Genomic DNA, 14111 nt, shown 5'->3' with positions numbered 1-14111 from the left:
ACCTAGAATTAAGACCTGATTTGTTCCAGTATATTTTTAGTGGGTAAAAAGTCTTGATGATGATAACTACGTATACCTTGCTTCTGTGCTGCTTGTACTAACATTAAACGATCGTCAAAATAGATACACTCATCTGGAGTAACCTGTGCAATCCCCATAGCAAGTGTAAAAATACCGGGATCGGGCTTCCTCATTCCAACTTCACAAGATGATATAAAAGCATCAAAGCAATCGTGTAAACCAAACTTCTTGATACGATGATTATTCAGCTCCCGCCCTTCGTTATTAATAGAGATGACCCTTACTCCACAGTTTTTTTTCCAATCCTTTAACCATTTAAGAAAGCCAGGTAACTCTACTGATTGTTCAAACATGAATGATTTAAAATCTTCTTTTGTAAAATCCCTTGGATGATTAAATACGACAGTATCGAGATACTCGTCTAATGTTATTTTTCCGATTTCATAAACATTAAAGATGAAGCCATGTAAAACCTCCATTTCTTCATGATTGAGTTCAAATTTTCGGGCCGCCGCCTGCCTGGATTCATGTCCCCAGCCATTGTTTAACAATACACCGCCAACGTCCGAAAAAACTACTTTTATTTTCTTATTACTCATATTAATGCTATTGCTCTTTTTACCACATTTTCTACAGAAAAACCGTATTCATTAAATACTTCTTCTCCCGGAGCAGATTCACCAAATTTATTGATGCCAATGATATCGCCTTCATCGGTTACATATTTATGCCAACCCAATGGCGAACCAGCTTCTACAGCCAGGCGTTTTCTTAATCCTTTCGGAAATATCTTTTCTTTATATGCCAGAGTTTGTTGTTCAAACAATTCCCACGAGGGCATACTGACAACGCGCGCGGCTACATTCTTTGTTTTCAATTTCTTCTGTGCTTCCAGTAATAAATGGACTTCGGAACCTGTTCCAATTAATATAACTTGTGGTGTTTCATCTGATTCCGAGAGTATATAAGCACCTTTTTTGAGTTCCTTTGCTTTTGTATATTTTTCTTGATCGATAACAGGCAATTCCTGCCGGGTTAATACCAGCGCCACGGGACCACCAGTATGTTCAAGTGCTGCGCGCCATGCAGCTACTGTCTCATTTGCATCAGCCGGCCGGATCATAACCAAATTGGGAACAGACCTTAAACCCAGCAGCTGTTCTACAGGTTGATGAGTAGTACCATCTTCACCCAATCCAATACTATCATGTGTATAAATAAAAATAGGTTTGATCTTCATGATTGCGGCCAATCTTACCGAAGGCCTCATGTAATCATAAAATATAAGAAAAGTTGCACCAAATGGGATAACACATTTGCTAAGTGCCATACCATTCAATATTGCGCCCATTGCATGTTCACGGATGCCAAAATGAAAAATCCGTCCCTCACGATTCGTGGCAGAAAAGGATTGATAACCTTGAAGATCTGTATCAGTTGATGGAGAAAGATCTGCAGAACCTCCTATTAAATCTGGAAGTTTATCAGCAATCGAATTCAATACTTTACCCGAAGCCTTGCGTGTAGCGATCTTCTCCCCGGCTTGGTAAACAGGCAAATCTTTATCCCAACCATGTGGGAGTTTACCACTACTTGTCGCCTCAAATGCTCTCGCCAAATCCGGATATTTTTTTTTGTATTGTTTGTACAATTCATTCCACTCAGATTCAGTTTGTTCTCCTCTTTTACCAGCCGTTCTATAATATTTAAGAACTTCAGCTGATACCTCGAAACTCTTATCAGGGTCAAGGCCAAAATTTTCTTTTACCAAGCGGATTTCATCCGGACCTAATGGTGAACCATGAGCAGCAGCAGTATCAACTTTATTTGGACTACCATAACCTATATGCGTACGCACTTTAATTAAAGAAGGCCTGCCATTTTCTTTTTGCGCATTTTTTATCGCTATAGATAACGCTTCTATATCGTTTCCATCTCCCACAACCTGTACGTGCCAACCATACGCTTCAAAACGTTGTACCACATCTTCATTAAATGTCAGGTCAGTCCTACCTTCTATAGTGATTTGGTTGTCATCATATAAATAGATCAGATTGCCCAATTGAAGATGTCCAGCAATAGAAGCTGCCTCAGAGGTAATGCCTTCCATTAAATCACCATCACTACAAATCGCATATATTTTATAATTAAAAATATCAAATCCAGGTTTATTAAAACGTGCGGCAAGATGTTGCTCTGCTATAGCGAATCCTACCCCATTCGCAAAACCCTGCCCTAAAGGACCTGTTGTAACTTCAATACCTGGCAACAAACCATATTCTGGATGTCCCGCTGTTTTACTATGTAATTGCCTGAAATGCTTTAAATCATCCAAAGTAACATCATAGCCTGTTAAATATAAAAAGCTATACTGAAGCATACAAGCATGTCCAGCAGATAAGATGAAGCGGTCACGATTTACCCATTCCGGATTCTGAGGATTGTAATTCATACTCTCCGTCCACAAAACATGTCCAATTGGAGCAAGCCCCATAGGTGTACCGGGATGTCCTGAGTTTGCTTTCTGCACTGCATCTATAGATAATGTACGGACAGTATTTATGCCCGCTTGTTGAATAGATTTTATAGTGGTCATATCATATTAACAGCCATTTTTATAAATGGTTTGTAGTAAGGAATGAAAAAGCGAATTCGTGATATAAATGCAAAAAGTTTCAGAAGAATTTTTAGCAGAAAATCGATGAAAAATGAGAAAACAGGTCTGCGCTACGTCACAAGTTTGTATCACATTTGCAAGACCAAAATCCATTTCATTTCAAAAACATACTTTAAACTGTTTAAAGCTATATTTTGCTTAATCATTCAAAAAAGCGCCTGCATTTGTTAATTTGGCGGTTTTTATTACATTTGGAACATACCAAAAACTCAGTCTATGTATGAACTAACAATTACTCCAGAACAGGTAAACGAGACACTTGGCAAACACATCTTAGCAGATGGGTTTGATTTAACTTATGACATGGAGAAAAGTCAGGGCGCTTATATTTATGATTCAAAAAACGATCGGAATCTACTCGATTTCTTCACTTGTTTTGCCTCTGTACCTTTAGGATACAATCATCCAAAGATGATCAATGATGAAGTATTCAAGAAAAACTTATTACAGGCTGCATTGGCGAACCCTTCAAATTCGGATGTTTATACCCAACAATATGCTCAGTTTGTAGATACATTCTCAAAACACGGCATCCCTGATTACCTACCTCATGCTTTCTTTATTGCCGGAGGTGGTTTGGCAGTAGAAAATGCCATTAAAGTAGCAATGGATTGGAAAGTTCAGAAAAACTTTGCCAAAGGATATAAAGAAGAAAGAGGATTTAAAGTACTTCACTTTGAAAAAGCCTTTCATGGTCGTACAGGATACACCTTAAGCCTGACCAATACATTACCAGATAAAACAAAATGGTTTGCAAAATTTGATTGGCCAAGAATACCTGTTCCAGTTGTGAAGTTTCCATTGCAGGGTGAGAATTTAAAAACAGCCATTGAAACTGAAGCTATTTCAATTGCCAAAGTAAAACAGTCATTTGCTGATCATAAAGATGATATTTGCGCAATTATTGTGGAACCTGTACAATCAGAGGGTGGCGACAATCACCTGCGTGAAGAATTCTTAATCGAGCTGAAAGCTATTGCTGATGAGCATGATGCCTTTCTGATTTATGATGAAGTACAGACAGGTGTAGGACTTACCGGAAAATTCTGGTGCCACCAGAATTTTAGCGAAAAAGCCAGACCTGATATCCTTGCTTTTGGCAAGAAAATGCAGGTTTGTGGAATATTAGTAGGCAACAAGGTAGATCAGATACCACAAAACGTGTTTAAGGTTTCGTCAAGAATCAACTCAACCTGGGGAGGTAATCTTGTAGATATGGTCAGGTCTTCACAGATTCTGCAGATTATAGCAGAAGATAACCTTTGTGAAAATGCAGCAGTTGTTGGTCAGTATTTACAAGATGAACTCCATAAACTAGCCAGCAAATATAACATCATAAGTAATGTTCGAGGGAAAGGTTTATTGTGTGCTTTCGACTTTGCGAACAAAGAAATGCGTGATTCATTCATCAAAAAAGGTCTGGAAAACAATGTTATGTTTTTAGGCTGTGGTAGCCAGACCATACGCTTCAGACCGGCATTGTGTATTGAGAAAAAGCATATAGATGAAGGAATGGCGGTGATGGACCGTATATTACCAACATTATAATGGGCAATAAAAAGTTTAATACATTCCTGGCAATACTCATTCTTGTGTTAGTAGTATGGATGGTAAAAGGAACCTTTATGCAGCCCGGAGTAAATGATTTGAAGGGCGGCTTTAAAGAGATTGCGCACTATCGCAATGAAAACAATACCGGACCAATACAGCATATTTTTGCCGTTACCATAAAAGATGCCTCTGCTGCAGAATTGGAGACTTATGGAAATTTTATGCCTCACCATAAAGGAGGCAATACAAAAGTTTATTTCTTTTTAGAAGGTTTTCCGGTACCGGAAAACCTTTATGCCGGCAAGGTTAACTTTGACCCCCGGTTTAATCAGTATTGTATCGCGCTGTATGAAAAAACAGCAATGGGCAATGCAAGTGTTGAGATGTTTAAACAAATGCAGAGAAACCAGTAATAGCTCTCCCTACAATTAACGTATTGATTTCTTTTGTACCTTCATAAGAATAAATTGCTTCCGCATCGGCTACAAAACGGGCTACATCATATTCCAGTAAAATACCATTACCACCCATTACTTCCCTTGCCCGGCTCACGACATCTCTTGTACGCATGGAACAGAATACCTTAGCCAACGAAGCATGCTCATCGGTTAACAAGCCCTGATCCTGTAACTGAGAAAGACGGAAACACATGGTTTGCATGGCTGTAAGATTAGATAACATTTCAACAAGATGGTTCTGTATAAGCTGATAAGAAGCTATAGGCTTACCGAACTGCTTCCTTTTGCGTGTATAATCCAAAGCACTTTCATATGCACCTCTGGCACAACCGACTGCCTGCCAGGCTACTCCTGCCCTTGTCATTTTCAATACCTTCGCAGTATCTTTGAATGAATTTGCATTTTGTAAACGATCTTCTTCATCAACCTCACAATTGGTTAAAGTAATCAAGCCATTCTGAACAATACGCAAGGCCATTTTATCCTGCATCTTTTCGACAGCAAAACCCTTTGTCCCCTTTCTAACCAGAAAACCCTTCACCTGGTTATCATCAAGATCACGGGCCCAGATGATTGTAACGTCTGAAAATGTCGCATTACCAATCCATTTCTTCTGTCCGTTTAACACCCATTTATTACCCTGTCTTTTTGCTGTAGTAGTTAAACCACCGGCAACTCCAGACCCCACTTCCGGCTCCGTTAAACCAAATGCCCCAATAATTTTCATCTGCTGCATATCAGGTAACCATTGTTGCTTCTGAGCCTCTGAACCAAGTAAATAAATGGACCCCATAGCCAGGCCGCTCTGTACACCGAAAAAAGTAGACATAGAAGTATCAACCCTTGCCATTTCCATGGCCAGCATCCCCTCCATCAAATTTGTTTTACCTGGACAACCATAGCCATGATAAGTAAGGCCACAAATATTTAATTCTGCAATTTTTGGAATCAGCTCAAAAGGAAATTCTGCTTTTAACCAATATTTGTTAACAAGTGGTTTCACTTCCTTTTCTAAAAATGATCTTACATAGAGTTGTAACGCACGGTCTTCATCTTTTAAGGCTTCTTCTCCGAGATGATAAAAATCCCCCTCAATAGCAGGTAATTCTTTCTTTTTATGAGGGGTCCCCATCATTTTCATCAGTCCCTGCAACTGGGTTTCATCCAGATTAGAAACCGAATCCATCATCTTGGTAAGGTCTACCTTTTTTGATAATGCTTCCAGCTTTTGAAAGTCTACAGTTTTAAAAAGTGTATATGCGTTTTTTAAAGAAGAAAAGATATTAGCCATAGTATACTGTTTTAATTTAAACAATATACTATGGCTTTTGTTGTAATCAGCTTAATTTTAAAAAATAACTACCTCAGGTTAAACAGGTTGTCGACACCCAAAAGTTTACGTGACGTAAAGCCTTCTCCATATGTCGCACCAACTGATTTACCGAATTCACGGGCACGGCCAATAACGCTTTCAAAAAACTCTGGAGAAGAGATATAAGTATCTGGTTCATCCAGGTCAGGATTAAAGAACTGAGTTTTAAACGCCTTAATTGCGGCTATTTTTGTTTCAAAATAAGGGGTAATATCAATAATGATATCTGGTTCAATATAACGATCCTGAATATATTGTAATATCAGATTTGGTCTCCAGGCCAATTGTTTCTCGCCATCCAATTCTGTCTCAATTTTTGCCAACCCTGCTAAAAAACAGGCATCATTAGCCAAATCCCCTGCACGTCCATGATCAGGATGCCTGTCATGTAAAGCATTAGTCAGCACAATTTCAGGTTGGTATTTACGGATCATTTTGATCACTTCCAGCTGATGAGCTTCATTATTCTCAAAAAAACCATCTCTTAATCCAAGGTTTTCACGTGCATGAAGTCCCATAATTTTTGCTGAATCGGCAGCCTCAACATCTCTGATCTCTGCCGATCCCCTGGTACCAAGCTCTCCTCTTGTAAAATCTATAATTCCAACTTTTTTTCCTAATTCAATATGTTTCAAAATTGTTCCGGAACAACCAAGCTCCGCATCGTCCGGGTGGACGGCAAGTACCAATATATCTAACTTCATAGTATGCTTTTAATAATTAAATCAGACGCTGAATCTTCTTTTTTATTTTTGAAGACAGCGGCTTTGTAAATGGGAAAAAGTAGTCCACTACTTCTCCATTCTTATTGATAAGGTATTTATGAAAATTCCAGCGTGGTGTAGACTTTTGCGTAAGGAATTTAAATAATGGGTGTGCTTGTTCACCTCTAACCATTATTTTTGCAAATACAGGGAACTTCACGCCATGATTTATTTCACAAAACGTTGTAATTGCCTGACCTTCCAATGGCTCCTGCCGGCCAAAATCATTTGATGGAAATCCAAGAATTTCGAAATTATCAGCTCCTATTTCTTCCTGTAACTGTTGTAACTCCTTCAACTGAGGAGCGAAGCCACAACCTGATGCTATATTAACGATAAGTAATACTTTATTTTTATAATCAGAAAGGTTTCTTTCTGTTCCATTGATTAGTTTCACCTTAAACTGGTGTATGCTTTTAGATTCGTCAAACATAGCATTAATGGTAAAATCCTGAGGAAATAATAATAGACTCGATATCTCTGTCTTCTTCTGCACTATAGGTACTTTTCAAATTATGTCCCACTACGCGTGCAACAGATTGATATAAGAAAGCAGTAACACCGCCCTTAGTCTCTTTAATAATATCAAAAGTTGTACGTCCTATTTCCCTGTCTATCAATTTTGTTAAAATTTGTCCCTGGCTAATGGTAAGCTCTTTAATTTCTCTGTTAAACATTTCTTTAATTTCCTTATCACATTGTTTAACCAGCTTTTTCTGCTCCTTTTTATCTGCTGTAACGGCAAGTTCCCTTTCCAGTTGTTCATACCTCCTTTTGGCAAATAAAGCATAAGGCATTACCTTCATCACATTGTAACGCAACCGGTTATATGCAGCTTGGTCTGCTGGTGATTTAAAAATTCTTACACCGTAAATCACTACTTCTTTTAATGAAATCCAGGGAATCATTTCTCCATTATCATTGGTTCCTGCTACTCTGATCGTATCGTTCTTTCCCAATACAGGCATCTTGACAGGCATAGTAGTCTCCTGTGCTTCAGCGGAAGTACTTGTAATAATGACAATTAAAGGAATAAACAACCTGTAAAAATTCATACTTTTATAAGTCCAGCAAAGTTAGGGCTAATTTTATACTTTTGTTCCAATAACAATCTAATATACCTTTTTCGACATAAATAGGTATATTTTTTACGTAAATAATACATCCATTTTACTCATTCAACAAATGCTGATACATGACAAACATTCATTTGGTAGAATTATTGTCCGTAATAGTTCTAATCTTTGTAAAAAGATTTATATTAAGGGAATCACAAAATTGGATAAATCTAACCAGAACAGAATAAAACGAGGATATTAGAATGAAGAACGCATTAGTGATAGATTTAGAAGCGGAAAAACAAGAGATACTGAAAAGATACCGTGCTCTTTTGCGTGCCTGTAAGCCTACTATGCAACGTGGGGATAAAAAGGAGATCAGAAAGGCCTTTGATATGGCATTGGAAAGCCATAAAAATATGCGAAGAAAATCTGGCGAACCTTATATTTATCATCCTATTGCAGTAGCACAGATTGCAGCGGAAGAAATTGGCTTAGGTACAACTTCAATCGTATGCGCTTTGTTACATGATGTAGTAGAAGATACAGACATCACTTTAGAAGATATTGAACGTGAATTTGGTAAAAAATCGGCCAAGATTATCGATGGACTAACCAAAATATCAGGAGTTTTTGATTACAACAGCTCCCTGCAGGCAGAGAATTTCAGAAAAATGCTGCTAACCCTAGCTGATGATGTCAGGGTAATTCTGATCAAACTAGCGGACAGACTGCACAATATGCGGACTATGGACTTTATGCCCAGACAAAAGCAGCTAAAAATCGCTTCTGAGACCATTTACCTATATGCACCGCTTGCACACCGTTTAGGTTTATATGCAATAAAATCTGAGCTGGAGGACCTTTCCATGAAATATCTGGAGCCTGATACCTATAAATATATTGCTACACAGCTCAATGAAAAGAAAGCAGAAAGAACCCTCTTTATCAAAAGATTTGTTGAACCAATAAATGAAATATTGGCGGAACAGGGTTTAACGGCAGATATTTACGGACGGCCAAAGTCTATCCATTCCATATGGAACAAGATGAAAAGCAAAAACATTCCGTTTGACGAAGTATATGACCTGTTTGCGATTAGAATTATACTTGACAGTGCACCTGAAAATGAAAAAGCAGATTGTTGGAAAGCATATTCTATTGTGACAGATTTATACCGTCCTAACCCCGACCGTTTGCGTGATTGGGTTTCTTCACCAAAAGGAAATGGATATGAATCCCTGCATACCACAGTAATGGGACCTAAAGGACAATGGGTGGAAGTACAAATCCGGACACAGCGTATGAATGAGATTGCGGAAAAAGGATTTGCTGCACATTGGAAATACAAAGAGTCCAGCAATGACAATGGCCTTGATCAATGGATCATGAAAGTTCGTGAGATGTTAAATAATCCGGAAGCAAATGCCCTGGATTTCCTTGATGACTTTAAAATGAACCTTTTCTCTGATGAGATCTTTATTTTTACTCCTAAAGGTGCATTATTACAATTACCATTGGGTGCTACTGCACTAGATTTTGCATTTGAGATTCACACAGATGTTGGGGCCAAATGTATTGGGGCTAAAGTAAACCACAAGCTGGTTCCTTTATCGCACAAATTGCAAAATGGTGACCAGGTAGAGATTATCACTTCGAGTAAGCAGTCTCCTAAAGAAGACTGGCTGAATATCGTTGTAACGGCCAAAGCGAAATCAAAGATCAAATCCTCTTTAAAAGAAGAGAAGAGAAAGATTGCGGAGATGGGTAAAGAAACCCTGGAACGCAAAATGAAATCGCTAAAGATCACTTACAATACTGATAACTTAAATAAGATAAGCTACTTCTTTAAACTACAATCAACACAGGACCTCTTCATTGCAGTTGCAAAAGGAAAAATTGAATTAAAAGATTTAAAGGATTATCTGGCGAGTGAAAAAGAGATTGAAAACCGGGGAGCAGATAAAAATGACAATCAGCAGATTGATGCCTTATTACATAAAATTAAAGGCCCTGAATCTGATATTCTTTTAATTGGTGAAGACTTACAAAAGATAGATTATACACTGGCAGCATGCTGTAATCCAATACCTGGAGACGATGTTTTTGGCTTTGTTACTGTTAATGAAGGCATAAAAATACACCGCACCAATTGTCCGAATGCAGCACAATTAATGGCCAATTATGGATATCGTATTGTAAAAGCAAAATGGAACCGTCAAAAAGAACTAACTTTCTTAACCGGGCTTCACATTATTGGTATTGATGATGTTGGATTGATCAATAATATTACAAAGGTTATATCAAACGATTTCAAGGTAAATATGCGTTCATTAACGATAGATACAGATAACGGTATTTTCGATGGATCCATTATGGTGTTTGTAAACGACAAGGAACACCTTGATAACCTGATTAAAAATCTGTTAGAAGTAAAAGGCGTTACAGGAGTTACCCGCTTTGATGCCTAAAAAAAACAATAAATCATACCGTTTATATAAAAAATTGGTACCTTTGAAAGGAGTTTAAAAACTATGTCGACAAACCACAACAGCGAGTTAGTTAGGAAAATATTTGAAGCCTACCTCGAAAATAAAAGTCTGAGAAAAACACCGGAGCGTTTTGCCATCTTAGAAGAAATATACTCACGAGATGACCATTTCGATGTAGAGACGCTCTATATCCACATGAAAAATCAGAAATACCGTGTGAGCAGGGCTACGGTATACAATACTCTAGAGTTATTGGTTTCATGTGACCTGGTTACCAAACACCAGTTTGGTAAAAACATGGCTCAGTTTGAAAAATCTTATGGTTACCACCAACATGACCACATTATCTGTATTGATTGTGGAAAAGTTGTTGAATTCTGTGATCCACGCATTCACCAGATACAAAGTATGGTTGGTGAACTGTTAAAATTTGAAATCAAACACCACTCTTTAAATCTTTATGGCGTTTGTTTCGATTGTTCTGCTAAAACAGCAATGAACAATCAGAACTCTGACATTAAACATGCAAGTTAAACAATTATAATATTTCCATTTTTAAATTAAAATAATGACGCAAGTAGACGTGCTTCTGGGCCTGCAATGGGGCGATGAAGGCAAGGGAAAAATTGTTGACGTACTTAGTCCACAATATGATTTGATAGCTCGTTTTCAAGGCGGTCCGAATGCCGGACATACTTTAGAATTTGATGGCAAAAAGTTTGTTCTAAACACCATTCCATCTGGTATCTTTAATGAAAAAACAATGAACCTTATTGGAAATGGTGTGGTAATCGATCCCATCATTTTGAAAAGGGAACTGGATAACCTGAAAAAAGCAGGTCATGATCCGGTTGCTAAAGGCAAACTGGTAATTGCCCGTAAAGCTCACCTTATTCTACCTACCCACCAATTGCTGGATGCAGCAAATGAACAAAAAATGGGTAATAATAAAATTGGCTCTACCTTAAAAGGAATTGGCCCTACTTATATGGACAAAACCGGACGTAATGGTCTTAGGGTTGGTGATACTACATTACCTGACTTTAAAGAACGTTACAATAAACTGGTAGAAAAACACAAAGAAATACTTTCTCATTATGAGTTTGAATACGATCTGACTGAAAAGGAAGCTGCTTTCTTCGAAGCAATTGAATTCATAAAAAATATACCTCATGTAGATAGCGAGCATTTTGTAAATGGTTATCTAAAAGAAGGTAAAACCGTACTTGCTGAAGGTGCACAAGGTACATTGTTAGATGTAGACTTTGGTTCTTACCCTTTTGTAACTTCATCTAATACCACTACTGCTGGTGCTTGTACCGGATTAGGTATTGCTCCAAATAAAGTGGGCCATGTGTATGGTATCTTTAAAGCTTACTGTACTCGTGTTGGTGGTGGTCCTTTCCCTACTGAATTAAACGATGAGGTTGGTGAAACTTTACGCCAGGTTGGACATGAATTCGGTGCAACTACTGGACGCGCTCGTCGTTGTGGATGGATTGACCTGCCAGCATTGAAATATGCTATCATGTTGAATGGGGTTACTGAGCTGATCATGATGAAAGCTGACGTATTGGATGGTTTTGATACCATTTATGTATGTACACATTATGAGCACAATGGTGAAACAATCGACTATATGCCGTACGACATCATCTCTGTTCAACCAAAGCCTGTATTGAAAGCAATTGAAGGCTGGAAAACTGATGTGACCAAAGTAAACAAGGTTGAAGAAATACCAGCTGCACTCAGCAACTATATTTCCTTCTTAGAGAAAGAGCTTGAAGTACCTGTTAAATACCTTTCTGTAGGTCCAGACAGAGTTCAAACATTAGAATTGATTTAAGATTTAAATATCATACTCCAAAAAGGCTGCATTCTGTTTAGAATGCAGCCTTTTTTTTCTCTCAATTGAAATTTTTATGAGTTGCTGATTGGCCCGAATAGTTTAGTCGTAATAACCTTTAGTATTGTAGCTAATTGCGACCAATATTGATTGATATTTTACCGAACAAACACGAACGAGACACGAAGGAGGTACCTCTTAGATTCGACCTAACCTTTAAGGCCGATCGAGCGTTCTCCTAAGCTCGATAACAGTCTGAAAAATTTGTTTGTATTTTATAATTTAATGGTCTTTTCTATTTCTGTTTTTTTAAGAATAGACTTGCTGGAAAATGACCTATGCCATGGGCAAAAATAACTAATTCTTCCAAATTATAATGTAATATAGATTTAATTTGTAATTAAAACAAGTACCATTTCATTTTGCTCCTACCTTGTATACTATAAATGCGCTACATTTGCGCAGATTAAAATGAAAGTTCAGGACCTACCCTCATTTAAACAAAAAGCGCTGCAATGGGCTGCTACTTTTGAAGTATGTTGCATCCTAGACTCCAATAACTATGCAGATCGTTATGGCAAATATGATTTGCTACTTGCCGTTGGTGCCAGAGCAGAACTCGATGCCAGTTCCGCATGTAAATTTGAAGAACTGAAAGCCTTTTATGAGTTACATAAAACCTGGATGTTTGGTTTACTCAGTTACGATTTAAAAAACGAAATAGAGCAATTAGAATCAAAAAATTCAGATCAACTCAATTTCCCTGAATTATTTTTCTTTGTCCCCCAGCACCTGATTATTGTTAAAGCAGCTGAAGTAGAAGTATTAATAGGTACTCCAGAAGTAATTGATATAATAAATCAACATAGTGGTTCTATTGAGAAAAACCATTCACCTATCAATGTACAAAACAGGATTTCAAAAACGGCCTATATTGAGACAGTCAAGGCCCTACAACAACATATTGCTCGTGGTGATATTTATGAGGTAAACTTTTGCCAGGAATTTTTTGCTGAACACGCTGTTATTAATCCGATCGAGATTTACCAACGATTGTGTCAGATCTCTCCCACTCCATTTGCCGGATTCTTTAAAGTTAGAGATCAGTATATCCTTTCTGCAAGTCCGGAGAGATATTTATGTAAAAGAGAAAACCGTTTAATCTCCCAGCCTATAAAAGGCACTGCAAAACGCAATGCAGACCCTAAAATAGATTTACAAATCAGAACCGCACTAAGGGAGAATACCAAGGAACAGGCTGAAAATGTGATGATAGTTGACCTTGTTAGGAATGACCTGACCAAAGCGGCCTTAAGTGGAAGTGTAAAAGTGGATGAACTTTTTGGAATTTATGGTTTTCCACAAGTCTACCAAATGATTTCAACGATTAGTTGTGAACTAAACCCTGATGTACATTTCATAGATGCCATTAAACATACTTTTCCAATGGGTTCTATGACTGGGGCACCTAAGGTAAAAGCAATGCAACTGATAGAAGAATACGAATCAAGTAAGCGAGGTAGTTATTCTGGTGCATTTGGCTACATAAGTCCTGAATCTGATTTTGATTTTAATGTCATTATCCGCAGCATTATGTACAATGCTGAGAAAGACTATTTATCCTTTCAGGTTGGTGGTGCAATAACTTTTGCCGCAGATGCAAATTCAGAGTATGAGGAATGTATGTTGAAAGCATCGGCCATCATCCAAACTCTTGGCTCTTAAAATCTAAAAAGGCCACCATTTTGCAGTGCCCCCAAAAAGTTAGACACTTTCTGGGGGCATTTTTATGATAAAGAAAAAGAAACACAGTCTTGAATTCAAGTTGCATTGTGTACGACAAATGTTGGAACAATACCGTTCTGCAAAATC

General features: G+C 37.8%; 12 protein-coding genes. 6 read left to right on the top strand and 6 right to left on the bottom strand.

What is annotated here, in order from left to right; translation table 11 throughout:
• Nucleotides 1–8: 8 nt before the first annotated feature.
• Both WC623_RS06100 and tkt read right to left on the bottom strand, forming a co-directional pair.
• The gene (locus tag WC623_RS06100; RefSeq protein ID WP_372849015.1) at nt 9–620 is read right to left on the bottom strand and encodes an HAD family hydrolase; all 612 of its coding nucleotides are present in this window, start codon (nt 618–620) and stop codon (nt 9–11) included.
• Complete coding sequence (tkt, locus tag WC623_RS06095; protein ID WP_372849013.1) at nt 617–2617, bottom strand: transketolase; 2001 nt, start codon at nt 2615–2617, stop codon at nt 617–619. Before tkt ends, WC623_RS06100 begins: the two co-directional genes overlap by 4 nt.
• A 297-nt stretch (nt 2618–2914) precedes the next feature.
• On the opposite strand from tkt, the gene lat reads away from it, so the two are divergent.
• Complete coding sequence (gene lat, locus WC623_RS06090) at nt 2915–4246, top strand: L-lysine 6-transaminase (protein WP_372849011.1); 1332 nt, start codon at nt 2915–2917, stop codon at nt 4244–4246.
• Nucleotides 4246–4662, top strand: a complete 417-nt coding sequence (locus WC623_RS06085) for a hypothetical protein (protein WP_372849009.1) — start codon at nt 4246–4248, stop codon at nt 4660–4662. Before lat ends, WC623_RS06085 begins: the two co-directional genes overlap by 1 nt.
• Here WC623_RS06085 and WC623_RS06080 read toward each other — a convergent pair.
• The 4 genes from WC623_RS06080 to WC623_RS06065 all read right to left on the bottom strand — a co-directional run bounded on the left by WC623_RS06080 (nt 4637) and on the right by WC623_RS06065 (nt 7898).
• Nucleotides 4637–5998, bottom strand: a complete 1362-nt coding sequence (locus WC623_RS06080) for an acyl-CoA dehydrogenase family protein (protein WP_372849007.1) — start codon at nt 5996–5998, stop codon at nt 4637–4639. The two genes, WC623_RS06085 and WC623_RS06080, sit on opposite strands and share 26 nt — an antisense overlap.
• Before the next feature lie 68 nt (nt 5999–6066).
• On the bottom strand, nt 6067–6783 hold the full coding sequence (gene bshB1, locus WC623_RS06075; protein WP_372849005.1) for a bacillithiol biosynthesis deacetylase BshB1: 717 nt from the start codon (nt 6781–6783) through the stop codon (nt 6067–6069).
• 16 nt (nt 6784–6799) lie between these two features.
• Nucleotides 6800–7276 carry a glutathione peroxidase gene (locus tag WC623_RS06070; protein WP_372849003.1) on the bottom strand — a complete coding sequence of 159 codons (477 nt, stop codon included), beginning with the start codon at nt 7274–7276 and terminating at the stop codon, nt 6800–6802.
• 4 nt (nt 7277–7280) lie between these two features.
• Nucleotides 7281–7898, bottom strand: coding sequence for a DUF4294 domain-containing protein (locus tag WC623_RS06065; protein WP_372849001.1), 618 nt, complete (start codon nt 7896–7898; stop codon nt 7281–7283).
• 266 nt (nt 7899–8164) lie between these two features.
• Here WC623_RS06065 and WC623_RS06060 point away from each other — a divergent pair, with 266 nt between their 5' ends.
• The 4 genes from WC623_RS06060 (at nt 8165) to WC623_RS06045 (ending at nt 13964) form a co-directional block, all read left to right on the top strand.
• Nucleotides 8165–10372 (top strand): bifunctional (p)ppGpp synthetase/guanosine-3',5'-bis(diphosphate) 3'-pyrophosphohydrolase, encoded by a 2208-nt coding sequence (locus WC623_RS06060; RefSeq protein WP_372848999.1) that lies wholly within the window; start codon nt 8165–8167, stop codon nt 10370–10372.
• 63 nt (nt 10373–10435) lie between these two features.
• Nucleotides 10436–10927 (top strand): transcriptional repressor, encoded by a 492-nt coding sequence (locus WC623_RS06055; RefSeq protein ID WP_349785988.1) that lies wholly within the window; start codon nt 10436–10438, stop codon nt 10925–10927.
• Nucleotides 10928–10961: 34 nt separating this feature from the next.
• Nucleotides 10962–12239 carry an adenylosuccinate synthase gene (locus WC623_RS06050; protein ID WP_372848997.1) on the top strand — a complete coding sequence of 426 codons (1278 nt, stop codon included), beginning with the start codon at nt 10962–10964 and terminating at the stop codon, nt 12237–12239.
• A gap of 471 nt (nt 12240–12710) precedes the next feature.
• On the top strand, nt 12711–13964 hold the full coding sequence (locus tag WC623_RS06045) for an anthranilate synthase component I family protein (protein ID WP_372848995.1): 1254 nt from the start codon (nt 12711–12713) through the stop codon (nt 13962–13964).
• Nucleotides 13965–14111 lie beyond the last annotated feature (147 nt).

This window comes from Pedobacter sp. (genome assembly GCF_041645105.1).
Taxonomy (GTDB): Bacteria; Bacteroidota; Bacteroidia; order Sphingobacteriales; family Sphingobacteriaceae; genus Pedobacter.
Note: the sequence above shows the minus strand (reverse complement) of the source record. Positions and strands in the feature narration are given on the sequence as shown.